This window comes from Gammaproteobacteria bacterium (assembly GCA_029880545.1).
GTDB lineage: Bacteria > Pseudomonadota > Gammaproteobacteria > Acidiferrobacterales > SZUA-150 > JAOUOD01.
In genome coordinates, this window is sequence record JAOUOD010000015.1 from 1 (window position 1) to 26,036 (window position 26,036).

The window sequence follows — 26,036 nt, forward strand, 5'->3', positions numbered from 1 at the left end:
GAAATAACCTGAAATGTTTCATAAAATAAGGCGCGGAATGAGATACACAGATTCTTTCTATATGCTCCCATGGAATGAATCCTATTCGTACATCAGATGCCTCGTCGATAACTCCTTTCTGGTTTATCACAAAATCTCCAGTTTTGGATTTTCTTGCTAAAAGCACAAGAATCGCAATTGGCCCTACCACTACACCAATCTGTGAGAAATGTTTTTGCATTAATTTAAGATGACCAACATCAACACCATATTCTCTGGTAGCAATATAAATACACAACAGCAAACCAAAAATCACCAGCACAGTTAACTTATTTGTCATCCTAAAATGGTATTCCATATCAAAACCACCTAAACATTATTGTTTGCACAATAGTTCTACCGATTTTTCTTTGATCCAGTCTAAGATAAGTGACATTATCGTCGCCAGAACTACAAATAAAAATGTCACAAGCACAACCGCAGATAGAGGCCCCAACGCCGCCAAAGGTGCAGCTGCGAGCGTCGCCTCAAATACAACTGTAGCAGCAAATTGATAAGCAAAAAATGAAGTAATCGGGGACAGACCACGGTTTTTCTTGATCCCACCTTTCGACGACGTTACTCTGCCTGCCATATTTCACTGACTATCTGTATTACCGGACAAGGAGGTCCTGTATACCAAGAAGAGCGCGTCTTTGTATTAATATTTTGGGATCAGAGTAAAAATAGCCAGGAGCTAGCTAGAGAAGTGGCTGAAGTTTCTACTCTGACCCCAAATATTTGATACGACATACCCAATACTATTTCTATGTCCGCTTTGAGTCGATTCCTGCCAGGTCACAATTCGGCCACAATCAAAACCCGTATCACAGGGCAATTCTCTCTAATATTCTAACCTATATAGTACACACCCGACTCTTCTTCAATCCGCGGTCAACCGTCTGCTGCCGGGGCTGTTCAGGCGGGAACGGTGCCGCCCCTTCCAGGGATGTTCTCTGATATACTGCGCGCCCGCTCACAGCCCGTCACGAGAAAACCCATGTTTCAGCTTGGTTGCACCAATCGCGCCTGTTTTCAAAACGAAATTCTTTCCGGCTTGACCGTAGCCCTGGCGCTGGTGCCGGAAGCCGTTGCCTTTGCCTTTGTTGCCGGCGTGAAGCCGCTGGTGGGACTGTACGCTGCGTTCATGGTGGGCTTGCTGGCCGCTATTTTCGGGGGTCGCCCGGGCATGATTTCCGGTGCTACCGGCGCGATGGCGGTGGTCATGGTCACGCTGGTGGCAAACCATGGTGTGGAATACCTGTTCGCCGCCGTGGTGCTGACCGGCATCATCCAGATCCTGGCCGGCGTTGCCCGACTGGGGAAATTCATTCGTATTGTGCCGTACCCGGTGATGCTGGGCTTTGTCAACGGCCTGGCGATCGTGATTTTCCTGGCACAGCTTCAGCACTTCCAGGTCAAGCTGGCGGATGGCAGCAGCCAGTGGCTCACGGGTACTGCGCTATGGACATTGGCCGGCCTGGTAATGCTGACCATGCTCATTATTCACTTTCTGCCCAGGCTCACCCAGACATTTCCGTCACCGCTGGCAGCCATACTGGTGGTATCAGGCCTGGTGATCGGTTTTGATATTAATACCAACGTTGTCGGTGATCTCGCTGACATCAAGGGTGGCTTGCCTGCTTTTCACGTTCCGGCCGTGCCCTTTAACCGCGAAACCCTGATGATCATTCTTCCCTATTCCATCATACTGGCCGCTATCGGCCTGATCGAATCCCTGCTGACGTTAAGCCTGATTGACGAAGTCACCAATACTCGTGGACGCGGTAATCGTGAATGTGTTGGCCAGGGTATCGCCAACACGGTAACCGGCATGTTCGGCGGCATGGGCGGATGCGCCATGATCGGTCAGAGCATGATTAACGTTAATTCCGGTGGCCGCAAAAGATTGTCTGCCATTGCCGCGGCGCTGTTCCTGTTAAGTTTTATCCTGTTTGCCTCCGACCTCATCAAGCAAATCCCCATGGCAGCACTGGTGGGCGTCATGTTCATGGTGGTACTGGGCACGTTTGAATGGTCGAGTCTTCGCATTATCAAAAAGATCCCGCGCACCGATGCCTTCGTGCTCATACTGGTGTCCGGGGTGACTGTTGCCACCGACCTGGCGGTCGCCGTTATCGTTGGCGTAATCGTCGCGGCGCTGGCCTTTGCCTGGGAGCATGCCAAGCACATCAACATTTACGGCTATGATGACGAGAATGGCTCCCGGGTATACGAACTGTCCGGGCCATTGTTCTTTGGTTCAGTGAAACGCTTCCTGGAACTGTTTACACCGGAAAACGATCCGGATGACGTGATCATTGAATTTCAGAACTCGCGAGTTGCGGACCACTCGGCCATCGAAGCCATCGACACGCTGGCTGAACGTTACATCAAGCTCGGCAAGAAACTGCATCTTCGTCACTTAAGTGCCGAATGCCGTCAACTGCTGACCAAGGCCGGTGACCTGGTGGAAGTCAACGTCATGGAAGATCCGAAATACCACGTTGCTGATGACAAGCTGGCCTGACCGGTTACAGCCTTGGCGATCCCGGCAAGCCACGCGACGCCGGGGCGCGGTTATTATGCCGAAAAACAGCGTGATCAGATGCTGAACTGGTCTTTGGCTTCGTTGCGGTTGATTTCAATTTTCTTGATTTCAGCGATTCCGGTGGGCTGGCCCATTGCCATGAGCTGTTCGCGATGGGCGAACAACACGCCATCAACAATTCGGAAGTCCGAGTAGTCGGCGCCGAATTCCATGTTCATCTGCCCCATGGCCATGCGGCCAACCGAGCGCACGATGCGCCAGTTGTCCGGGTTAACCGTCACCTCCAGCGATGTGGAATCCGGTAACTCAACTTTCAATCGCACCTGGCCCTTGTCCTTGCTGACGATAGTGACCGGGTGACGTGTGAGGATAAGTGGTAACTGAAACCGGGCAGCCTGCAAGGTCATCGCCTTGTGCATGGGTGCCGTGGCCGGGCGACCGTCGCGCCAGGCGCCGGCTTCAGTCGTAATGCGCTGCTCTTTTGGCCCGCCGGGATAATCTATTTCGACGCGCAGCTTGCCCGGCAACACCAGCAACCGGCTCAGGGTGCCGGTCTTTTGCAAACGAACGGATTGTATTGTACCGATGTGGTGAACGGACTTGACCCGCTTCAATGCATCAACACCGCCATAGGCTTTGACAATATTACCCACAATGGTTTCAGCTTCACCGGCCATGGATGCTGCCGCGGGCAGTGCCCCGGCGACAGACAGAAAAATTGATATCAACAACCGGTTATAATTTATACGCATACTGCCTCCAGATTTGCCTGGTCCTGAAAAATTGTTGCGGCCGGGTTCCGCGATGATGCCCCGTGGCGAACCCCAGGTTCACAAGTATCTGCAACATCGCTCCAACCCATCGTAATACCGGCACTGAACCGGTCTGGCATGGCTGCGCGCACTCGCTCCGGCATCTTGCCTGACTGCTCAGCCGTGTAATCCTGCGCATGTATCACATACCGCTCTCTACCATAACGCGCAAACCGGTTGCGGTCACCTGAAAATATCTGCGCAGTTTCGGAAAAAAATATAGGGCCGTTTCCGGCCCTTTTTGTCACATCGTTCTATATTGATATTACTTCATCTTCTTCGGACTGTATTTGCCTTTGTGCCCTTTCTTATCATCCTTGTGATCATCCCTGTCACGATCGTGCTCGTGATCATCGTCTTTATGATCGTCGTCATTGGTATCGCCACAGCGCAGTCTTGGTTTCCGCTTGTACCACAATCCGGCCTCATGGCCATGTTTTGTTTTCATGACGATGGATTCTGCTCCGCGGTAACTTCCTATGGCGAGACCTATATCCACACCATCGTTGTTATCTACCCGGCCAACATCGTCATCACGAATCTTGATGCTCCAGCGCATCTTGTCGAAATCGAGGCTCATCCTGATTGATGGCTTTTCAGCTTCAGCAGTTCGAAAGCGATAGCGCTGACCTTCGCCTGACTGGCGGAAACTGCCCGCCGGGATACGGTATTCCAGGCCATCGATCATCACCACCACATCCTCTGCGGAAAGATCGGGAGTTTCACCAGTCACACTGAACACGGCATCATTGATATATATCTTGTCATCATGAAACTGTACTTTCATGGTGTTGATGCCAAAACACTGCATTGGCCCGGGCCCGGGTGGCGGTGCTGCCGGGCCAAGGGTTAACACAAACGGTGCCCGGTACAACAGGCCATCTGATCCAAGGCCCGTGGCAACCAATGAATAGGTGCCCGGCAAGCCATAAATCGACATCCGCACTGAAGCGGCAGCGTTGCCGGAACTGGTGGCGCTGACGGAAACCGTTCCGGCAGGCAGCCCTGTATTGGGGTCCAACAACATGGCGCCACCATTGATGGATACAGTATTGACGGTAACGGCTGGTTGTCCCGGCAACTGTTCTACCTGGACATCCACATCGGCCTTGGCGGTATCCAGCACGAGTGGCGCCATATTCAGCCACTGCCCGGTCGTCAAGGTGTGCTGATTCACGCCGGTCACTACCGGCAAATCAAGATTCAACGAGAACGTGTTGTCTCGACCAGCCAGCACCTCGACAAAGCGGAAACCATACTGGTTGATATCCCAGGTGCCGGTCGCCAGCACCAGGTCAAACTGGCCGTTGCCAGGATCAAGATTATCGGACGCAAACAAGGTATCAGCAGGCGTTGCGCCCAGGCCAGCAGGATCAATGGTCGCGCTTTGCACGTCTGCAAACCCCCATTCGCCATTAAGCACCACGCTACCGTGTGCCGTGGCAACCGCTTCCACCAAATCAACGACCGTCGCGCCGGAAACAACCACGGACTTGTTGGCATAACCCAGCTCACCATAGGGTGGCTGAAATACACTGGTTTGCGCCAACGAGTAAACGCCGGTCGTAACCGGGCTGATGCTGTAACTTCCAGGCCGGGTGAAATCCAGGCTGTAGAATTCAGGCCCACTAAACAGGGCCGTGTGCTGTTGCAGTTGCGCCGAGGGGTCGAGGCCGTTCAACCGGAACTGCCCGGAAACATTGGTCATGACGCAAGGTTGCGACGAAATATTAATGATCCAATGTACAACTGTGGGGGCAACAAGACCGTCGGTGACCGTAACTGTCTGTGGCGCGGCACCCTGGCTGACAGTACAACCCCTGGTGCTCAGCGCTTGTACCTGGGCCGACACCTGTGTCGCGATACCTGATGGCATGGCCAACCATGCTTCGGGGTTTGCAGTACCGCTTCGATTCACGTTTACTGACGAGCGATAGCGTTCGGTCACGCCACCCATCACGGTATTCGCCGTCGCTGAAAACGAAATACTTTCAAGCGTGCCGCCGATAACCGTTACCCTGCCAACGATGCGGCCGGAAGCACGCACAAGATCAAGCGTGCGCACCTCCTTGTCTGCGAGGGCCGGGATATTGCTGAAACTCATGCTTACCGGTGGCATACCCTCCGGGACCAGGCTGGCAATAACATTGATATTGCTTCCGGCCCCGGTGACCACATTAAATTGACCATCAGCGCCCAACTGCGCACTCGACGATGCCGCTCCGGCGGTGAACAGTACAGTGCCGCCTTGCAGGGATTCCGCGGCCAATCCCACGGCGCCATTGAGGCCGCCATACTGGTTTCCGCTGCCGGAAGGTTTCAGCACAACAACATTAGCGTGGGTTACCGACAAGGCTGTCAGCAGAAATACCATGAGGCCGGTTAGTATGCTTCGCATGGCGAAACCTCTTCTCTCGTTTGCTTTTACAAACGTAGCGTACGCGGGTTTTTGTAACCAATGCTTCTGTCTTGATAAACGTGACGCCTATCGTTTTCAACATGATTAAAGCTTATCATGTGAAAGACTATTAACTTATTGGATCCCGCGCAGAATATGGTAGTGACCGTCCAATACGCGGTCAGGACTGACCTGTTTATCCGGTTATTATACCTACTACCAGGCGCCAAAAGCACGGCCCAATTCTGAACAGCTTATCGTTGAGCTTATTGAATCGGTAATGATGCCGGGACACTGCCGGCTTCCGCCCTGGGCATCAGGCTAGTTTCACACCCGGCAAACCCGAGAACCAGGCATATGATCAACGCGAACAGGCCGTCGCGCAAAATGCTACGTTTGTCTTCGTGAATCAGCATCGCAAGCACCCCCATGATTGCTGAGCCGCGCATCCTCGCACTTAGGCTATTGTTGATGACACTGATGGCCCCGGTCAGACGGCATGATCAAGACCCGGTCCATCTCTTTATACTCTACATGCTCCAGGCGCTGTCGGCTGGACACCTGCGGGGCTTGTGACGATTCTTTACAGGCCAGAGCCTCAAAAACATTGCCGCGTCCATGCTTTACATATCGCAGGCCATTATGAACCTGTAAATGCGGTAGTTATTCTGATGTTTTAAGCAGGCCGCGTCTGAACCGGTACTGACGCACCAATAAAAACGGGGTTTATTCGAGTATATCGATGCGAATGGCATCCAGGCTGACGACCGGCGCTTCGCCCACCACTTCGGCCCGATGCACCACGCCACGGGGCACAACCAGCATATCACCCGGGCCAAGCACAATACTGTTGCCGTCCATGGTCATGCGAAACCGGCCGGATATCACGCCATCCATCTTGTCGCCAGTGTGGCTGTGATCGGGAAATACCGTGCCCGGCGGATAAACATAGGTACAAACCCGGTAGCCTTGCGCTTCCAGCCACCTGCGCATGGCGGCCTCGGACAGCTCTCCATCCCGATCAGTATTCCAGCACTGCAATTCCATACCACTCCTTTTTTCCTGGTGCGGATTCTGCTTGAATTACCGGCACAAGGGACGCACGTTAGTCTTGCCGGGAGACAAACCAACTCCGGCGATGAACTCTGTACTATAACCAGTATATGGGCAACCCGGTCAGGCGATCGTGTCCCCACCTCAGCACGCCGGGACGGCCGGCCATACGCCATGCGCAACCTGCTAACATGTTCACCAAAATTTCCGACTGCATTCATTGCCGCCGTGTTGTCGCTCCCCTGGCACCCGGATGCTTCGGCCGATATTCGACAATTACAGAATCGTTACCAGGAGCTGAAACCGAAACTGGCGGCCAACGCATACGGCGTGCCAATGCTACTCGAGTCCGATACAGCCAAAGGCGGTCTCATCGGAAATGTTTACGGCATCATTCGCCACCCGTTTGAATCCGTGCGCACGGCATTGACCACGCCGGCCAACTGGTGCCGGATTGTGCCGCAGCATTTCAACATCAAGGCCTGCACTTACCAGCCAATCGACAATACCTGCCAGCTGAACTTTTATGCCGGCAGAAAATTTTATGAAAACCCTGAGCACGTATTCCGCCTGAGTTACACGTGGCAGCCTGCTTCCTACCAGGCAGATTATTTTCATCTTGTACTCAGCGCCGGCCAGGGCCCGCTGGATACACGCGACTACCGAATTGTTGCCGAGGCCATACCACTGAACGATGAGTCCACGTTCATACGTTTCAGTTATTCGTGGAAATACGGTGCCTGGTCCCGACTGGCCATGAACACTTACCTGGCGACACTGGCTGGAAATAAAACCGGTTTGACAGTAGTTTCCACGGGTGAACAGGGTCAACCGATCTACATTAATGGCATGGCAGCGGTCGCTGAGCGCAATGCCTTGCGCTACTACCTGGCGATACAGGCATTCCTCGACACCAGGGACGTGCAGCAGGATCAGCGCTTTCTTTCACGACTGAACAGCTGGTTCGACATGACTGCGCAATACCGACAGCTGTTCGAAATGGACAGGCACGACTACCTGTCTATCAAGACGCGTGAGGAACAGGATCAACAGCGTCTGCAGTTACAGCTGCCGATACAGACTGACAATGCCTGTAACAAATCGATCGATGATCAACAACTGACATTATTGAACCAGGATGCTGGCCAGCACTAAGACGGGTTTCACGACTGCTCATCGGCGAGCGATTCACTCGATATGACCATGGCCGCACTCGCGGCGTTCGCATGCTGACAGCCAATCCGGAGCCGTGCTGGTAACCAAGCAAGCGAAACCCCGGTAACAGGATTCCGCATTTTTCAGAACCACTTGCCCGGGTTGCTCACCAGGCAATCAACCAGTTCGCTCGACTCGGTATCGGTCAGCTCGCCGCTGTCACAGCTCGAACAACACAGGTTGGCACCGGCAATGGGAACGGGCGACTTCTTCCTGAACAAATCCAGCGCGACGCCACCACCTGCCAGTATGTCCCTGGCTACCATCGGGCTCAACATGCCGGCGATTTCCATCACCGGGAAACCGGCAACATTGTGCAGCGCGGTCAGTAACTTGGGGCCGATAAATTGTGGCGGCACCTTGCTTGTACCGTGCCCGAGGAATCGCTTCGCCGTGTCAATATAGAAATCAAGAAAACTGTTGTCCCGGCAAAACATCAGCAAGGCATTGTGCACTTTTGTCCATGCTTTCAGCTTGCCGCTGTGATCATGATCCACCCACACTTCCCGCCCTACAGCAAAGCTGTCATCGGGCAATACAAATCGTGATGGATCAAAGATGAGAAAATCCGCATCCAGCCAGATCACTGTTTGGTAGCCGGATGCCAGCCCGTCGCGTAATAACAGCAACCGCGCCAGGTCCGAAGCCATAACCGGTCGGGATGATGCCAGCTGGCGAATATCGTCGGGGAGAACCTCAAACAGTTCATCGCCAACAAAGCGATACTCATGATGACCGGACTCCGCCCAGCGACGCACCGATACAATGCACTGCTCAAGCCAGCTGTAAGGCAATGGTGATCGGTGAGACTGAATAACCAGGGTATCACTCATTTATGTCTTGCCCTGCCTCTCGTGAAACAACCATAACCGTGGCCAGTGTTTATGATAATTCGCTTATGGTCAACCCGGTCTGGTAACATGACGCTGGTCAATAATTTTCTCGCCTTGATAATGTATGATTGCTGTTATCTGCGAAAGGGAGACAGGAATGCGTCACTACCTGCCATTAACATTGCCCGTGCTAATGTTAGCCAGCGTTTCCTTTGCCGGCAGCAGCCGCGCAGCCGAGGGCTGGCATGTCGGTTTTACTACCGGCTCATCGCATACGCGCCCGGATATTGGCCAGTTCGATGATGGCTCCATATTTGCCGTCGATGCTGACTACTCCACTGTCCTGGCGTTTTCGCTTTTTGGGGAATTCCGCTTTTCTCCTTACCTGGGACTGGAGCTGGGCCACATCAGTAACGGTTGGTGGGGCCATGAAGCCCAATCCAGCGGCGGCAGCGCCTGGCGCACCGGTGATATCAGTATCGATTACAAGGTCAATAATACCCGTGTCGGCGCACTGGGAACGCTGCCGCTGGATCGCAGGCAGCGACTGAACCTGCTGGCCAAGGTCGGGCTCAGCCGCTGGACCAGCAAAGTCGAGCTTTCCGACAACTTCGGCATTGTTGCCAACGAAACCGACCAGGGAATCGCGCCTTATACAGGCATTGGCGTGGAATACAGCTTGTTGAGCCGGCTCGGTATTCGCCTGCAGCTGGAGCATTACCGGGTGCGCCCTGAAAGCAAGACATTCAATCAAGACTATAACTTTGACTACAACTCGCTCGGGTTCGCCGTGTTCACGCGCTTCTGACGTTTTGCCAACAGGATCGGGCTGATCGTCTCGCCACGGTGCGCTGTAAAACCGGTAAAAATCCGCTGTACCTGTGCAATAATTACGCCTACCATTTCACTCCGGTCATATAACATTATCCGAACAATCAACAGGCTAATCTGACGCTGCGCATGCTGCTACCTATATTATGATAAACCGGTTTGTTGAATTTTTTGTTGATCGTCACCTGCTGACCAACCTGCTGTTTATTGCCATCATCATCGGCGGCATCGCCAGCTGGCAGTCGATCAAGAAAGAAGAGCGTCCGGACGTGACATCGGACGTGGTTCGCGTGTCGGCCATTTATCCCGGCGCCACTGCCGAGGAAGTAGAGCATTTTGTTACCCGTGAGCTGGAAGAAGAGCTGCGCGCGGTGGATGGCGTCTACCGCATTATCAGCAGCGTCAGTCGCGGTGCGACCACGATTAACGTGGAACTTGAAGCGGATTTTGCCAACAAGGACGAGGCCATTACTGAAATTCGCAACGCTGCCCTGGGCACGCGCCTGCCGCCGGAAGTACGTGACAAGCCCCGCGTGCGCGTGTTCAAGAGCTCCAAGAAAGCCATTATTGATATCGCCCTGATCAATCGCAAGGTTCACCTGCTGACCGACGAACAGCGTCGCGAACTGCAATCCTACGCCGCCGCGCTGGAACTGCAGCTGACCGCCCTGCCACAAATCACCGGCGTCAATCGTTCCGGCTACCTGCAGGAAGAATTGCAGATCAATGTTGATCCGAAAAAACTGGTGCGCTACCAGATTCCGCTGAGCCAGGTAATCAACGAGGTTTACCGCAACCACATCAGGCAACCGGCTGGCAATATCGAGATCAAGGACGAACCCAGTGTTACCATTAACGCGCAGCTGGACAGCGTCAGCAAGCTGGAACAGCTTTATGTCCAGGCCGGCTTCAAGGGCAAGGCAATCGGGCTAAAGGATATTGCCACGGTTGAAAACGGCTTCCGCCGTGAAAAACAGCTGATCAAGGTTAATGGCCACGAATCAATCATGTTCAACGTGGTCAAGACCGGCTCATTCGGCATTATTGAATCACTTGATGCCGTGCAAACCGTTGTCGATGAATTCCGCAATACCAACCTGCGTCATTCCGATATAGACCTGGTGATCCTCGATGATGAATCCTATGACGTACGCAACCGTCTCAGTATCATTGCCACCAACGGTGGTATCGGTTTCACACTGATACTGATCACGCTGTTCCTGTTTCTCAGCCGTCGCGCCGGCATCTGGGTGGCCATGGGCATTCCGTTCACCATCTGCATGACCCTGGTGGGCGCCTGGCTGATTGGTTATACCATTAATAACGTCACCCTGGCCGCGGTCATCATTGTCATGGGCATTGTTGTCGATGATGCCATTGTTGTTGCCGAAAACGTCGGCCGCTTTCGCGCTCGCGGGTTCAGCTCCCGCGATGCGGCAATCAAGGGCACGAGCCAGGTATTCATGCCCATCGTTGCCGCCATTGCCACCACCTGTGCTGCGTTCGTGCCGCTGTATTTCTTCTCAGGCTGGCTCGGCAAGTATGTAAGTTTCATTCCTGTCATTGTGTTCCTGATGCTGGTCGCCAGCCTGCTCGAATCGCTGGTGATCCTGCCCGGTCACCTGCACCTGCAAACGCCGGCGTTCCTGCAGTTTCTTTCCGGCAGCAGCAAGCCGCGCACCCGGCCACACTGGTTCGATCACTATGAAACCCGTTACGGTGACCTGCTGATACGACTGCTGAATTACAAGTACCTGATCGTCGCCGGCTTTGTTGTGGTGCTGGCAGTATCATTGCTGATCGCCAAACACACCATGAACTTTGTCTTGTTTCCCAATTCGGAAACACGGGAAATTGTGCTGCTCGGCACCGCCGACAAAACGTCCGATCGCTACGAAACCGCCGAGATCAGCAAAAAGATTGAAGCCATTATCGAGCCCTACATAGGCAAGGAAGTGGTGGGTTTCCGCACAGAAATTGCACGCAGTCGTCACGGCGGCGTCGCCAGGGAAAACAGCTTCCGCATGATTATTGAAATCGTGCCCAAGGAAGACCGGTCACGTTCCGCTGATGAACTGGTGGCGCTGTGGAAACCGGAAGCGGACAAGGTCAAGGGCATCAACAAGCTGGTTATCCAGAAGAGTCGCTGGGGCCAGTCATCGGGCACGGCCATAGAAGTACTGATACAGGAAAACGATGATGCGTTGCGTGACAAGGCCGCCGAGGCCGTGCTTGCCGCCATGCAGAAACATCCGGATCTTGCCAACGGGGAAATAGACAAGCCACTGACACTTCCTGAGTACAGGATCGATATTCAAAGAGACAAGGTAAAACGACTGGCGATCAGCCCGCTGGATATTTCCACCACCTTCCGCGCATCGCTTGAAGGCAACATACTCTACGAATTGCCAAAAGGCAGTGAGCGTATTGATGTACGCCTGTCCGTGATCAACGATGCCAAGCGTGACATCAACAGCATTCTGCAGATACCTGTTGAGAACCGTGGCAACTACCTGGCACCGTTGGCTGACCTGGTTACGGTTACCCGGATCCAGTCGCCGGTTTCCATTAATCGTCGCGATACCCGTCGGGCAACAACCGTCATGGCTGACCTGAAAAAAGGGTCCGAGAAGACACCACTGCAGGTCGCGCTTGACCTGGAAAACGGTGTGTTCAAGGAAGTGGCTAGCCAGCAACCAACGACGACACTCGGGTTTGATGGTGAAGTTGCCGAGACCCGCGAGTCGCGCAGCAGCCTGCTGAATGCCATCGTGCTGGTGATCCTGCTGATTTTCGCCATCTTGCTGATCCTGTTTAATTCGTTCTCAAGATCCCTGATGATTATCCTGTCGATTCCGTTCGGCGCTGCCGGCGTTATCCTGGCATTCTGGGCACACGGCCAGACGCTGTTTGGATTCTTTGCCGCTGTCGGCGCACTGGGCATGGCCGGTGTTGTGGTTAACGATGCCATTATCATGCTCACCAAGCTGGATGGCGAAATAATTGAACAACAGGGCGCCAGCCATTATGAAAAAATTGCGCGCATCGCCCAGACCCGACTGAAAGCTGTCACCCTGACAACACTGACCACGGTGGCCGGTGTACTGCCAACTGCCTATGGGCTTGCCGGCTATGATGCCATGCTGGCCGAAATGATGCTGGCACTGGCCTGGGGCCTGTTGTTTGGCTCGGCCATCACGCTGTTACTGATTCCATGCCTGTATGCCATGCTCCAGGACATGCAATCCCGTTTTGCCATGCGGATACGGTGACACCATGACGCGCCTGCCACTACATACACTCGTTGCGCTGTTGCTGACCGGCAACAGCGCGCTGGCGGACACCGCGGCGAACAAGGTCTCGCCACTGACTCTGTCTGCGTTTATCGAGCAGGCGACGCGAAACGATACCAGCTTTGAACGCATCCTTATTGATCAATACAAGCTACAGTATCGTCATGATGCACTGATGCCCGACAGCGACATCATTGCCGATATCAAGTATCGCCATCATGTCTTTCTCGACCAGGATCATGAAAGCCCTGACGCATCGGTATCACTGAGCAAGCTGTTTCCGTTCAGCGGCACCGCGCTGGCGCTGAACTACAACAAACCGGTTATTGCTGCCGGCGCGGTTGACCAGTCCAGTATTGAATTGTTGATCACCCAGCCTATTGCCCGCAACGCATTTGGCAAGGCGCTGTCATTGCAAGGCAAGCTCATTGGTATTGAAAACGATATCGTTCGCTACCAGGTGGTGGAGGCCTACGAGGATTACCTGGCCGGGCTGACCGCTACCTATTACAACTGGTACACCGCCTACGAAAACCTGCGCACCGGCGAAGCATCACTGCGCTCCAACCAGAAGCTGATGCAGGATATACGCGACCGGCAGCGCCAGAAAATTGCCCTGCCTGTTGATGTGAACAAGATGAAACTGCTGCTCATCGGCAAGCAGGAAAACGTTATCGTGCTGCAGGAAACCCGCGACAACTATCGTAACCTGATCGCCCGGGCGGTTCGCCACCGGCAACCGGAAATGCTGGTGCCGGTAAAACCGGACAAGCCGGCAGCCCAGGTGCAGTTTGAACGGGACTATGGCAACTTTACCGGTAACAGTCGCACCTACAAGACGCTGGCGCTGCTCGAACAACAAGGCACACTAGAAGTGAAAAGCGCTGCCGACGATATCCTGCCCTCCACCAACCTGTTACTGGGCTATCGCGCCGACGGTGAGCAATGGGGTATCGAGAATGAACAGCGCAGCTGGTTCGGCGGCATCGGCCTGCGCTGGGAACTGGGTGGCTCGGTGGCCCGTGCCCGCGAAAGCATTGCAAAACTTGAACACCGCAAGACCGTGTTGTCCAACCAGGACAAGTACGAGGAACTGCACACCAACCTGAAAAACCTGTACCAGCAAATTGAACGGGAACAGGCGCTTATCACCATTGCCACCGACAAGATCCGGTTGGCCGAAGCGGTTTTGCGCGACGAGGCGGAAAACTATTCTTTCGGCAAGGTTACGCTCAACGACTACATCGTCGCCGTCAATCGCGTTGACGAGGCACGGTTCGGCTTTACTGCGCACACCGTCGCGCTGGCCAAGCTGCAGATCGAATGGTTGCGCCTTACCGATCAACTGGTACAGGAAGACCGCGTACTGCAGCAACCCGCCAAACCATAGGATTTCGCTCACAGGATTCTGGCCACAGGATTCTGCTTATAGGATTCTTCAGGCAGCCTGCTACACTTGCCTGGATCAACAACACCGCAACAGGAGAACGTCATGACCCACGCCATTCGCATACATCAGCCAGGCGGACCCGACGCCATGCAGTGGGAAACTGTTGACGTTGGCTCACCAGGCCCGGGGCAGGTGCGACTCAGGCAAACCGCCTGCGGACTGAATTTTATTGATATCTACATGCGCAGCGGCGTTTACCCGGTTGCCGAATTGCCGGCCGTACTCGGTATGGAAGCGGCGGGCGTAGTTGCTGAAATTGGTGAAGGCGTAACGGATCTCGCCACCGGTGATCGTGTCGCTTACGCCATGGTGCCCGGCGCCTACGCCGAGGAACGCCTGATCGACGCACAAAAACTGGTGCGAATTCCCGACAGCATCAACGATGACACCGCCGCAACCATGATGCTCAAAGGCCTGACCGCGCACTACCTGTTGTTTCGCACCTACCCGGTCAAGGCGGGCGACACCATCCTGATTCACGCCGCTGCCGGTGGCGTTGGCCTGATGGTTTGCCAATGGGCAAAACATCTTGGCGCAACGGTTATCGGTACGGTGGGTTCGAAGCAAAAGGCTGAACTGGCCATGGCCCATGGCTGTGATCACGTGGTGTATTACCGCGAAGAAAACCTGCCACAACGCGTGCGCGAACTCACCGGCGGCCAGGGCGTCCCGGTGGTATATGACGGTATCGGCCAGGAGACTTTTGAAGATTCGCTGGATTGCCTGCGGCCGTTTGGCGTTATGGTTACCTTTGGCAACATCACCGGCCAGGTCGAACCGTTCAGCCCGAAAATGCTGGCGCCCAAGGGTTCACTCTATGTCACCCGGCCAACACTGGCCACGCATGTCTCCACGCGTGCGTTGCTCGTCGAAGGTGCACAACGGCTTATTGAAGTGATCGACAAGGGCATCGTCAAGAACAACATCAACCAGCACTATGCCCTGAAAGATGCAGCGGATGCGCACCGTGACATGGAAGCGCGCAAGACCACCGGTTCTACGGTGTTGCGTATCTAGCCCGGTAACTCACTGTCATTTATCGGCAAATCAAACAGCTTGCCGATTCGCGTGAAATTACCGGCCATACGCGCCAGCGGATCCAGCGCAGCCTGGTCGATACGACCATTGTTGATCAGCTCATCACGCACGTGATAACGATGCATGCGGCCGATAATCAGCACATCCGTGCCCAGCTGCAGTTCATGCTCCAGCGTACACTCCATGCTGATCAGCGATTCCGCCACCCTCGGTGCCGATACCACTTCGCAGTCTGCCGGCGTGACGCCGGAGCGCTCAAACTCGTCCACGTCCGGTGCATGGTTGATCGAGGTTTCATGCATGGCGTTGGCGAGCTTCAGTGACACCATGTTAATGACAAACTCACCGGTCTCACGAATATTGGTCAAGGTATCCTTGGCATAATCCTCACCACCGGTGCGTGGACCGATGGATATACTGAGCATGGGCGGTTTGCGTGACGCAACGTTAAAAAAACTGTAGGGCGCGAGATTCAGTATGCCGTCGCCGCTGCGACTGGACACCCAGGCAATTGGCCTGGGCACAACGGCACCGGTCAACAGCTTGTATACCGATGTCGTATCCAGCTGGTCGGGATCAATAATCATTTTGCGTGAACCCGTTTGCAACCGTCGATGCATCGACCGCCGTTGTCAAATTTCATGGTGCGGCCACTGAGCGGCAAATGTACCGGCACACGCGTCGCCTTGATAAAACTCTCGGTACGCGTACCGCCAATGATTTTGCCTTTTTCGGTTGCCGCTTCGTTGGCGTGCGAGGCAATAACCGAAGCCGGCCGAATCAATTCATTGACAACCCAGGCAGCTTCCCGCGGGCCGGTTGTGTAGGTATCGCCGATATTCATCACCGCCAGCCTGGCGCGGTAATGCTTGCGCACAGTATTTTCCTGCTCGGCAGTAATGCCGGTATCACCGGAAAGATACACAACCAGGCCATTGCTAAAGGTCAGGACAAACCCGGTTGGCGGCCCGGCATGGGCAGTGAGGCCGGCAGTATTCAGCATTGAGCCCAACTCACCGCCAATCATGTCACCGGCAATGCCATTGGAATGACTGGCCGGTACCGTGGTAATGGTCACACCACCCAGCTTTGTTGACCCGCCAAAACGTACCAGCCGTGCTTTTTTTGGATCACCGCCCGAGGCTTTCAGCTTGGCAGCAAAGAATTTCGGCATTTCACTGCCGGCGATAATGGCGGCATTTTTAGCCAGCGCGATTTTTACTGTATTGGTATCAGGCAAGACATTTACGGGTGTATCCGGTTGGGCGCAACTGCCGGCATTGCGTTCGGCAATATGGGCGTTACCTACATGATCGCCGTGCATATGACTTATCAGCAACGCATCAATACGACCAAGCCGTTCATCGTCGGCGCCGGCGACTGTTCGGCCCGGATCATAGAGCAGTCGCGTGCCGTCAGGGTCTTCCAGCAATAACGCCCGGTCGCGACTGCAGAACTCGCCATCATGACTGCCCAGTGGCGTGATACTCACCTGCGTCGCATCGGCGGCGACCGGACCAGCCAGGGCCAGCAAAAACATCCATCCGGCCAATGACATGCTCATCCTGACCATGATTTTCTCCTTGTTACGGGGTTGTTTGCTGATTGTAGCGGCCCACACCGTAGTCTGCACTTATAAAGCGGGTCGACGCCTGTTGTCCTGCCAGTATCCGTAGATCAGCGAACGCCAGACCCATTCCAGCGGTCCGTGCCGGTAGTATTTCAGCCACACGGTACTGAAGCTGATTTGCGCAACCCACATAGCCAGGCAAAACCATAACAATTCATGACGTTCGAATTTCGCAAACAACGCAAAACCGATACCGTAGAACAGGATCACGGAAATCACGGTTTGCGAAATGTAGCCGGTCAATGCCATGCGCCCGACATTGGCCACCCAGGTTTGCAATCGTCTTAACCAGCCGCCCTGGCATATCAATCCCACCAGTCCCACCCAGGCGATGACAATCAACAAGCGCGCCAGGTTATAACCAAACCCCGTATCCAGGACCGGCTCAACCCAGGCCTGAACGCTGGCAACATCTCTCAGGCTGATGGCGCCACGAACGATGGTTCCGCTAATACCGCCCACAATCAGCATCCACCAATATACCCGTCGACTGACCGCGCCTGACAGGACGCCCAGCCGGAACAGCGCCATACCAATCAACATCATGCCGCCAATATCATAAAAGAAGTCCCGGTACATTTTTGTGCTTTGCTGAACGATTACCATCTCACGCTGGTAGACAAAAATCGTTTTATACCCGGAGCGGTATATGTCCAGTTCCTGCTGCAGGATAAGTTGTTTCTGGTACTCATCATTGCTGGCGTCAGCCTTGGTTTGGGACTCGGCAGTCTGCAAGGAAGGTTTTTTCGGGCCGACGCCCGGTGGCAGCGGCTGGTTATCGGTCTGCGCTTCGGGTTCATGATCACTGAACTGGTCGGCCACGTCAGCGGCGTTCAACGTGGATTCAAGGCTCGGCAGAAATGACAGCTCGCTGAGATTGAAGTCACCTATAAACAGCATAATGACGCCAATTATCAACAAGGTGCGGGCGGCGAGCTTGCGCAATGGAAACAGGAACAGGCCCAGCACACCGTAGGCATACAAGACATCGTATGGCCATAACAGCAGGTAGGCGTGAATCGCACCGAACACGATTAACAGCATCGACCGCCTGTAGTACCGGTCCACCAGGTCGGTACCCCTGGCCGCCAGTTTCGCCTCGGTGAGAAAAATCAGTGCACTGGCGCCAAACAGGATGGAAAACAAGCCACGCATGGCGCCTTCCCAGTAAACCTCGGAAAACAATCGCACCAGCGTATTGGTCGTATTTTCGTCGTTCAGTATGCCCGGCAACGAGGATTCGGAGTATGGCAGGGCAAATATAAACATGTTTACCAGGTAGATGCCCAACACGGCGACGCCACGCAGCACATCAATCTGTTCGATACGCAGGTAGGGAGCCGGCTCCAATGCCGACGATGATTCGGTTACGGATGGTGTGCTCATGACAGCTGACAAAAACCGGCCACCCCGCCATGACGGGCTGGCAATAACGGGCAGGGAACGCGCTTGGCGGAATTCATGGCACCTGGTCAGAAACAATGCAGCGAGCTGCTGTTATAAAACGCTATTAGAATTCAGCCGAACGAATCAATCAATAGGCCAAAAAAAATATTGTTGCTGACTTTTGGCTGCCAACATGCTGATACACGCGACATGGCAATCAGCCGTAGCGACTGACACCGGGATTGTTGACATACGTGACCGAAAAGACCGTATTTCGACCTGAACCCTTGGCCCGGTAGAGTGCGGCATCGGCACTGGCAACCAGCGCCAGTTCATTCAAATCGTGACCGGTTTCCGGGTCAAACGTCGACACGCCAATACTGACGGTAACTCGTGAATCCGTGGGTGATTCTGCGTGGGGAATATGGCATTCATAAACCGCCCGGCGAAGCTTTTCTGACAGTTTTTCAGCGACTTCCCTTTTGGTTCCGGGCAGGATGACTACAAACTCTTCGCCGCCATAGCGCGCTGACACATCGCCATCGCGTTTGAAACACTGCGCCAGGCACGCGGCTAACGCCTTGAGACATTTGTCACCCTCGGGATGGCCATAGTGGTCGTTGTACTTCTTGAAATGATCCACGTCCAGCATGATCAACGAGAGAAATTGACCTTGCCGGTCAGCCCGGCGTACTTCCGACTGGATAATTTGGTCAAAATAGCCCCGATTATACAGCCCGGTCAGGGCGTCCAGTTCATTCCGGGTTTTCAAGGCCCGGTTGGAATCAAACAATTCCTGGTTCATTTTTTGCAAGGCATCGCGCAAACGCACGCGTTCGCTTATGTCTCGCAACACACCTGTGAAATAGATTTCTCCGTCTATTCGCATTTCGGCAACGGCGAGCTCGACGGGTACTTTCTCGCCACTTTTGGTGACGGCCTCGACCTCCCTGTGAAATCCGATAACCTTGCGCTTGCCAGTATCAAGGTAGTTGGCGAGATAGCCATCATGATTTTCCCGGGTTTCACCGTGCATGATGTATTTAATGTTTCGGCCAACCAGCTCTGACGGATCGTAACCAAGGTGTTTTTCAACTGCCGGATTAACACTGTCGATAATTCCGTTTTTGTCAATGGTTATAACCGCATCCACAATAGTGGAAAATACCGCCCTGAACCGCTCCTTCTGGTTCTTCAAATCGGCCTCATTTCTGACAATTTCTTCCAGTGCGCTGTTTATAGAGGATGAGATATTACGCAAATCACTGTACCCGCTTACAGGGATACGCGTCGTACGATCACCCTCATTAAACCTGTGCAATGTCTCCACAATTTCAACAGCAGGTTTTGACAGCATCGTGTACATTAACAAAAGGATAACCGTTATCACGACCAGCGTTCCGCCACCAAACAATATGACTTCATTCAACAACAGGTTCTCTGTATCCCGGTAATGGTGGAACAGGTCTATTCTGTAGACGGCGAACCCACATTGCTTTTGCCTGATCTGGTCTCGTGTCATGGCACAGATACTGGCGTAACCCTCCATAACACCGAGATCATTATCGGTTTTCATTACCAGGTATCTGTTGTTCTTGGCCTTCGACACCAAGGCCAGGTCCAGCACACCGGACAGGCTGGCGATATTCCTGTTCTTGTCGACATAACGCGATGACGCCAGCACACGGTTTTCTGAATCAAAAATGGCAACGAGATCAAGATCGGGTTCCGAGGACATCCCGGACAGGATGTTGTCCAGGCGATTGTGCATGGACAATGACAGGAGTTGTTCGGCTACGCCTTGAATGAAATTAAGCCTGTCGCGGATTTTCAGTTCCACATTCCTGTCGGTGACCCTGAATTCCTTAACCCTGTTGATCGTCAAAGTAATCCCGGTCACTGCAACCAACATAGTGATGATTACAACAGAAATCAGGAACCTTGCGCTGTATATCCGGTCTTTCATTTAACCGGGTCTGGCAACAATGCACCTGAAAACAGATCTTGCGTATCGATACCGGCGTGTAAAAGCCTGTTGGTTCGCAATATACGCTCCAGGTGTTTTATGGTTGCAGCCAATGCCGGTTTGTCGCCGCCCAGCATGCTCTTGTTCTCTTCCGTGGATGGCAAAGTCAGCCCGTGGTAACTGCCGATAATCTCCTCCACGCCAATACCGAGCCTTTTCGACATCACTGCCGCGGCATCCCTGGGATTCCGGGAGAAATAATTCAGCGCCGTAAACCAGCCTTTCACCAAATACTCCAGGTCCTGCCCGCGCCGTGCCATGACATTGTCGTGTACAACCAGGACATCTACGACTTCTCCGTAAATCTCGCGGCTGCTGAAAACTTCCCTGGCCCCTGTTTTAATCAATCGGGTTCGCACCGGTTCAAAGTTGACCACCACGTCCACCTCGCTTCGGTCAAAGGCTGCTTCGTGCATATTCACATCGAGGTGCCTGATCTGCACATCACCAAAACTCATATGATTGAGCTCCAGCGCCCTGGCCAGGATATAGGCGCCCAGCGCGCCACTTTCGACGGCAACGCGCTTTCCCCGTATCTGTTTCATCGAGTTGATGCCTTGCCGAGCCAGGATGACGTCTGCACCATTTGATATATCATGAACCAGGATCACCTTGACCGGGATTCCGTCCTGAAGCAAAAGCAAGACTTCATCGAGCGTCAGTGACGCCAGCTCCAGCGAACCATTTCGAAATGCACGGATCACTTCAGTTGCCGATGGATACTCGATAAGTTTCACGCGGTTATTCGCCAATGCGCCGATTTCCCTTGCCAGGTATAGCGGCTCATAGCCGGGCCAGACATTGGTTCCCAGCCTCAGCGGTGGCTCTGCAGGGTTCGTACAACCCAGCACCATTAACCCGATCAGTAATATGAATAAATTTTTAGGGGAAGTGCTCATGAATATGCCTCAAGGTATCCACCCTTATCGGCACAATAGCGGTTTTTTATACCCTTTCCCGGTATTTGACAAAAAATGACATGGCAATTTGACCAGAAACCCGGACTGCGCCAGACCAAATGCTACTTTTTTCTGTCGGCAATATTCGGCTCGCTGCGCCGGGTTGAACAGATGACGGCATTGCGGCCACCGATGCAAGCTGCCAATGGGCGTTATGTGTGAAGAAAATAGGATTTATCTATGGCGCCATGCACCCTGGCCAGGCCCATTTGCAGCTGATCAATAAATTGATGCAGCTTTTCCTGCTTTAACCTGCTCGCCCTGACACTCAGCACTTTTTTCCTGACCTTGGCCAACTGCATCAGTGGCATGTCATTTCGCGGCAACTGCTGCAAGCAGCCCTCCACCTCGGACACCGTGTGGTAAAAAGAGCGTGGAAAGCGTTGCTCAAGCAGCAGGAACCTGAGCACTTCGCGACGACTGACCCGAACCTGGACGGTGCGCCGGTACATCTGGTAAGCGGTCAATGATTTCAGAACACTCATCCACTGGATATTTTCAAACGGCGTCAACTCCTCGTGACTGTAGTCAAGCAGGTTGGCCGATCGCACATCAATTATCCGGGTAGTCATATCGGCACGCTCAAGATTTCGACCCATCTTCAGGAACTGGTAGCCATCATCATGCAGCATGGTGCCGGCCATCATGCCGGTGATGGTCTGAACCCGCGCGATAATTGCCTGCATGAACTCATGGCGCCCGCGACGCGTCACGCCTCTTTGTGCATCCTGGCGCGCATACATGTATGCATCATTTATGGACTCCCAAACTTCCCTCGGAACAATATCCCTGATAGTGCGACAGTTTTCCCGCGCCAGGGACAGCGAATGAATAATCGAAAAACTGTTATGCTGATCGGATATCAGGTATCGCAACACCTTGCGTTCTTCCGCATCATCATGGTCACTGTAATATTGTTCTGCCGCACCAAGAATATCGATTATCGGCTTCCAGCCGAGGTGGGCGTTTCCGGGAAGATCCAGCACAAGGTTTGTATTTACGTTGATAAGCCGTGCAGTATTTTCAGCGCGCTCCTTGTAGCGCGCCATCCAGTACAGATTTTCCGCCACTCTCGATAACATATCAGTCCTCGATAATCCAGGTGTCCTTGCTGCCACCACCCTGTGATGAGTTAACCACCGTCGAACCCTTTCTTAACGCGACACGGGTAAGACCACCGGTGGTCACATAAACATCCTTCCTCGAAGACAGGATAAAGGGACGCAAATCCAGGTGCCTTGGCTCAACGTGCCTGTCAATCAGTGTCGGCGCTGTCGACAAGGACAACATTGGCTGCGCGATATAATTTCTCGGGTCGCGCCTTATCAGGTTAACAAAGTGGTCTTGCTCTTTCTTTGTCGAATGAGGGCCAATCAACATTCCGTAACCGCCTGATTCATTGGCCGGCTTGACTACCAGCTTGTCAATGTTTGCGATAACGTGATCACGCTCCTTTTTGTTGATACAACGCCAGGTTGGGACATTGGGAATAATCGGTTCTTCGCCAAGATAATACTTAATAATATCCGGCACATAGGAATACACCACCTTGTCATCGGCCACACCGGCGCCGGGCGCGTTGACCAGGGCCACGTTACCGGCCTTCCACGCGGCCAGCAGCCCGGGCACACCCAGCATTGAATCAGTACCAAATCCAGCAGGATCAAGAAACAAGTCATCAATTCGACGATAAATAACATCAACCCGCGACAGGCCTTCCACGGTTCGCATATAGACAATATTGTCTTCAACAACCAGGTCGCGCCCTTCTACCAGTTCGGCACCCATTTGTTGGGCAAGATAAGAGTGTTCAAAATAGGCGGAGTTGTATATCCCGGGAGTCAGCACCACCACCTCAGGTGTTTTCAGTCTTCGAGGTGACATGGATGCCAGCATATCGTGGAGCTGTGTCGTATAATCATCAACCGGAAGAATGCTGGACTGCTCAAACAGGTCCGGAAACACCCGCTTCATTACCAGGCGATTTTCCAGCATATATGACACACCGGACGGCACCCGCAGGTTGTCCTCCAGCACATACATGGTTCCATCGCGATCGCGCACAAGATCTGAACCGCAAATATGCGCCCAAATTCTTCCGGGCGGCCTGACGCCGATACATTCCTTTCGGAAATTCACCGAATCAGCAAGGAGTTCCGCGGGGAAAACCCCGCTCCTGACAATTTTCTGTCCATGGTAGAGGTCATCAATGAACAGGTTAAGGGCGCGCACCCGTTGCTTGAGCCCGGCCTCAATACGACGCCATTCTGACCGCGCAATAACCCGCGGAATCAGGTCAAAGGGCCAGGCCCGGTCAATAGAGCCTTCTTCTTCGCTGTAGACAGTAAAGGAAACACCCATAACCTGGATGGCAAGTGCGGCTGCTTCCTTGTATTCAAGGATTTCCTTGTCGCTTAGCTGGCTGAGATACCGGCAAAGATCCGCTGCCACCGGTCGTGGCTTGCCGGCAACACGAATCAGCTCGTCATGAATTTCTTTTGTTGTGTACTTGCCCCAACGGATAGCCATACACGAACCGATTTCAATGGAGTGAATTCCACCTTATACAAGTTTCAAAAAAAAGTAAAATTGATGCTGCAGTTGATGATTTTGGTAGACAAGTTATCCAAAAATTTTGCAGACTGGTCACTTGATAATCCACGAGGACGGGACGATGACATATTGTCTGGCGATCAAGATCAATGAGGGCATTGTTTTCGCTTCAGATTCGCGCACCAATGCCGGGGTCGATTACGTCCGCAGCTCGAGCAAAATGTTCCGCTTTACCTGGGAGAATGATCGCATCATCACCATTCTGACTGCAGGTAACCTGGCTACATCACAAGCAGTCATTAATACGATCCAGCGCGACCTGGGCAAGCCGCGCCAGGGCTTCAGCCTGAAAACAGCAAGCCATTTTTTCGATATTGCCGGCTACATAGGTGATATCAGTTACCAGGAACAACAAAAACACCAGGAAGCCGTCGAAAAAAGCGGCGGCTCGGCCGCGGCCAGCTTCATCATCGGCGGCCAGATCAAGGAAAGGGAGCATGAAATCTACATGGTCTACCCGGAAGGAAACTATATAACCGCTTCCGATGAAAGCCCGTTCCTGCAAATTGGCGAGTCAAAATACGGCAAACCGATACTCGACCGCATCATTTCCCTGGATACCTCCATCAATGACGCGGCGCGCTGTGCGCTGGTCTCGCTCGATTCAACCATGCGCAGTAATATTTCCGTAGGTCCACCGATTGAGCTGGCGCTGTATCATGCCGGTACACTGCTGGCACCGCGCCATGTTTCCTACAAGCTGGCATCACCACTGTACAAAACGCTGCAAAAACGCTGGAACGAAGGCTTGCAACGGGCATTCGGGCGACTGCCCCGGTTTGACTGGGAAGCGGAACAAGGGGACAACTAGGTCTCTGAAACCAACCGATGAATCATTGCGAGCTTGGCTTTTATTTTATCGGTCAGGAAAAACGGGTAGGTATCCGGCAGACCCATACTCCGGCTCATGGCATTGAGTGCCTCGGTCAACCTGCCCCAGTCATCCATTAGTTCACTCATGCTGACCCGGTAACCGGATGCCAGCTGCGCCTCGGTGGAGATCACCGCCATCCGCTGGCCCCGAACCTTCACACCGTAGTGGCGCGCAGTTTCCAGGGTGTCAGTCATGTGCAGGTAATGCGCCCAGGTTTCAGCAAAGTCTTCCCATGGGTGCACAGAGGCATAAGCGCTGATCCAGCTTTCCGCCCAGTCCCTGGACGGTCCGTTTGCGTAGTAATCCTGCAACGCTGACTGGTAGTCGGCGCGCTCATCGCCAAACAGGTCACGAAATTCGTCAAGCCAACGACCGCCGCTGATCAACCGATACCAATAGTAATGACCTGATTCATGACGAAAATGACCCAGTAACGTCCGATAACGCTCGTTCATTTGCTCACGAATTTCCTCGCGCGCACTCGGATCGGCTTCGGCAAGATTGATGGTAATGGTGCCGGCGCTGTGCCCGGTCATTACGCGCTCATCGGGTGATAATTCATCAAGAAACTCGATGGTTGCCGGATCGTCTTCCATGAACCGAAAAGCCAGCCCGGATTCCGGATCTTGCAAACGGTCATGCACCGGCAAACCCAGCCTGGTCAAGGTATACAGCAATCTCCGCTTGGCTTTTTCGACCCGGTACCACAACTTGATGTTGTTGCCTTCTGCAAGATTGGGGATTATTTCATTTAACCGACACGACTGGCATAACTGCCCTGGATCCTGCCCGGGAATCATCCAGTTGCATACTTCGTATTGGTGATAATTCCTGCAGCTACGGTATACCCGGTTATTGCTCAACGCACGGTAGGTCGTACCTTCAACAGGCTCAAGCGCGGACAATACGCCAACATCAGACAGGTACCCAAGCTTTCGGCCACATGACATGCATTGGCTGTTTTCAAAATACAACGTGTTACCACAGACACAGGGAAAATTAATCATAAAAATACCCGCAATGCCGGAAAATATATCACGCCCACAATACGCCTAT

At 53.5% G+C, this 26,036-nt stretch carries 22 protein-coding genes; 7 read left to right on the forward strand and 15 right to left on the reverse strand.

Annotated elements, in window-relative coordinates; all coding sequences use genetic code 11:
- Together OEZ10_13830 and OEZ10_13835 are read right to left on the reverse strand one after the other, a co-directional pair.
- The coding region (locus OEZ10_13830) for a hypothetical protein (protein ID MDH5634048.1) at positions 1-337 on the reverse strand (337 nt) is incomplete at its 3' end.
- Between the two features lie 18 nt (positions 338-355).
- Positions 356-613 carry a hypothetical protein gene (locus tag OEZ10_13835; protein ID MDH5634049.1) on the reverse strand — a complete coding sequence of 86 codons (258 nt, stop codon included), beginning with the start codon at positions 611-613 and terminating at the stop codon, positions 356-358.
- Between the two features lie 405 nt (positions 614-1,018).
- On the opposite strand from OEZ10_13835, the gene OEZ10_13840 reads away from it, so the two are divergent.
- Positions 1,019-2,548 (forward strand): SulP family inorganic anion transporter, encoded by a 1,530-nt coding sequence (locus OEZ10_13840; protein MDH5634050.1) that lies wholly within the window; start codon positions 1,019-1,021, stop codon positions 2,546-2,548.
- A 74-nt stretch (positions 2,549-2,622) separates the two neighbouring features.
- Here the strand turns inward: OEZ10_13840 and OEZ10_13845 are convergent, their stop codons facing one another.
- From OEZ10_13845 to OEZ10_13860, 4 genes are all read right to left on the reverse strand, one after another.
- The gene (locus OEZ10_13845) at positions 2,623-3,321 is read right to left on the reverse strand and encodes a DUF4292 domain-containing protein (GenBank protein MDH5634051.1); all 699 of its coding nucleotides are present in this window, start codon (positions 3,319-3,321) and stop codon (positions 2,623-2,625) included.
- Positions 3,322-3,646: 325 nt separating this feature from the next.
- Positions 3,647-5,779, reverse strand: a complete 2,133-nt coding sequence (locus OEZ10_13850) for a hypothetical protein (protein ID MDH5634052.1) — start codon at positions 5,777-5,779, stop codon at positions 3,647-3,649.
- Between the two features lie 266 nt (positions 5,780-6,045).
- Complete coding sequence (locus OEZ10_13855; protein ID MDH5634053.1) at positions 6,046-6,228, reverse strand: hypothetical protein; 183 nt, start codon at positions 6,226-6,228, stop codon at positions 6,046-6,048.
- Positions 6,229-6,505: 277 nt separating this feature from the next.
- On the reverse strand, positions 6,506-6,826 hold the full coding sequence (locus tag OEZ10_13860) for a cupin domain-containing protein (GenBank protein MDH5634054.1): 321 nt from the start codon (positions 6,824-6,826) through the stop codon (positions 6,506-6,508).
- A 180-nt stretch (positions 6,827-7,006) separates the two neighbouring features.
- On the opposite strand from OEZ10_13860, the gene OEZ10_13865 reads away from it, so the two are divergent.
- Positions 7,007-7,987, forward strand: coding sequence for a hypothetical protein (locus tag OEZ10_13865; protein MDH5634055.1), 981 nt, complete (start codon positions 7,007-7,009; stop codon positions 7,985-7,987).
- A 143-nt stretch (positions 7,988-8,130) separates the two neighbouring features.
- On the opposite strand, the gene OEZ10_13870 is transcribed toward OEZ10_13865, so the two are convergent.
- Complete coding sequence (locus OEZ10_13870; protein MDH5634056.1) at positions 8,131-8,880, reverse strand: hypothetical protein; 750 nt, start codon at positions 8,878-8,880, stop codon at positions 8,131-8,133.
- A gap of 157 nt (positions 8,881-9,037) precedes the next feature.
- Here OEZ10_13870 and OEZ10_13875 point away from each other — a divergent pair, with 157 nt between their 5' ends.
- The 4 genes from OEZ10_13875 to OEZ10_13890 all read left to right on the forward strand — a co-directional run bounded on the left by OEZ10_13875 (position 9,038) and on the right by OEZ10_13890 (position 15,471).
- Entirely contained in the window at positions 9,038-9,688 is a 651-nt protein-coding gene (locus tag OEZ10_13875) for a porin family protein (protein MDH5634057.1), read from the forward strand.
- A gap of 169 nt (positions 9,689-9,857) precedes the next feature.
- Entirely contained in the window at positions 9,858-12,983 is a 3,126-nt protein-coding gene (locus tag OEZ10_13880) for an efflux RND transporter permease subunit (protein ID MDH5634058.1), read from the forward strand.
- A gap of 4 nt (positions 12,984-12,987) precedes the next feature.
- Positions 12,988-14,394 (forward strand): TolC family protein, encoded by a 1,407-nt coding sequence (locus OEZ10_13885; protein ID MDH5634059.1) that lies wholly within the window; start codon positions 12,988-12,990, stop codon positions 14,392-14,394.
- A 102-nt stretch (positions 14,395-14,496) separates the two neighbouring features.
- Complete coding sequence (locus OEZ10_13890; protein ID MDH5634060.1) at positions 14,497-15,471, forward strand: quinone oxidoreductase; 975 nt, start codon at positions 14,497-14,499, stop codon at positions 15,469-15,471.
- Here OEZ10_13890 and OEZ10_13895 read toward each other — a convergent pair.
- From OEZ10_13895 to OEZ10_13925, 7 genes are all read right to left on the reverse strand, one after another.
- Positions 15,468-16,079 (reverse strand): flavin reductase family protein, encoded by a 612-nt coding sequence (locus OEZ10_13895; GenBank protein MDH5634061.1) that lies wholly within the window; start codon positions 16,077-16,079, stop codon positions 15,468-15,470. The two genes, OEZ10_13890 and OEZ10_13895, sit on opposite strands and share 4 nt — an antisense overlap.
- Positions 16,076-17,065: an MBL fold metallo-hydrolase gene (locus OEZ10_13900; protein ID MDH5634062.1), complete on the reverse strand. Its 990-nt coding sequence runs from the start codon at positions 17,063-17,065 to the stop codon at positions 16,076-16,078. The genes OEZ10_13895 and OEZ10_13900 overlap by 4 nt, the downstream gene beginning before the upstream one ends.
- A gap of 60 nt (positions 17,066-17,125) precedes the next feature.
- On the reverse strand, positions 17,126-18,508 hold the full coding sequence (locus tag OEZ10_13905) for a DUF418 domain-containing protein (GenBank protein ID MDH5634063.1): 1,383 nt from the start codon (positions 18,506-18,508) through the stop codon (positions 17,126-17,128).
- A 217-nt stretch (positions 18,509-18,725) separates the two neighbouring features.
- Entirely contained in the window at positions 18,726-20,393 is a 1,668-nt protein-coding gene (locus OEZ10_13910; protein MDH5634064.1) for a diguanylate cyclase, read from the reverse strand.
- A gap of 77 nt (positions 20,394-20,470) precedes the next feature.
- Positions 20,471-21,433, reverse strand: coding sequence for an ABC transporter substrate-binding protein (locus OEZ10_13915; protein MDH5634065.1), 963 nt, complete (start codon positions 21,431-21,433; stop codon positions 20,471-20,473).
- A 212-nt stretch (positions 21,434-21,645) separates the two neighbouring features.
- Positions 21,646-22,575 (reverse strand): alpha-E domain-containing protein, encoded by a 930-nt coding sequence (locus tag OEZ10_13920; protein MDH5634066.1) that lies wholly within the window; start codon positions 22,573-22,575, stop codon positions 21,646-21,648.
- A 1-nt stretch (position 22,576) separates the two neighbouring features.
- Positions 22,577-24,022 carry a circularly permuted type 2 ATP-grasp protein gene (locus tag OEZ10_13925; protein MDH5634067.1) on the reverse strand — a complete coding sequence of 482 codons (1,446 nt, stop codon included), beginning with the start codon at positions 24,020-24,022 and terminating at the stop codon, positions 22,577-22,579.
- A gap of 145 nt (positions 24,023-24,167) precedes the next feature.
- On the opposite strand from OEZ10_13925, the gene OEZ10_13930 reads away from it, so the two are divergent.
- Complete coding sequence (locus tag OEZ10_13930; GenBank protein MDH5634068.1) at positions 24,168-24,917, forward strand: peptidase; 750 nt, start codon at positions 24,168-24,170, stop codon at positions 24,915-24,917.
- On the opposite strand, the gene OEZ10_13935 is transcribed toward OEZ10_13930, so the two are convergent.
- A complete protein-coding gene (locus OEZ10_13935; GenBank protein ID MDH5634069.1) occupies positions 24,914-25,987 on the reverse strand; it encodes a putative zinc-binding peptidase in 1,074 nt (357 codons plus the stop codon). The two genes, OEZ10_13930 and OEZ10_13935, sit on opposite strands and share 4 nt — an antisense overlap.
- Positions 25,988-26,036 lie beyond the last annotated feature (49 nt).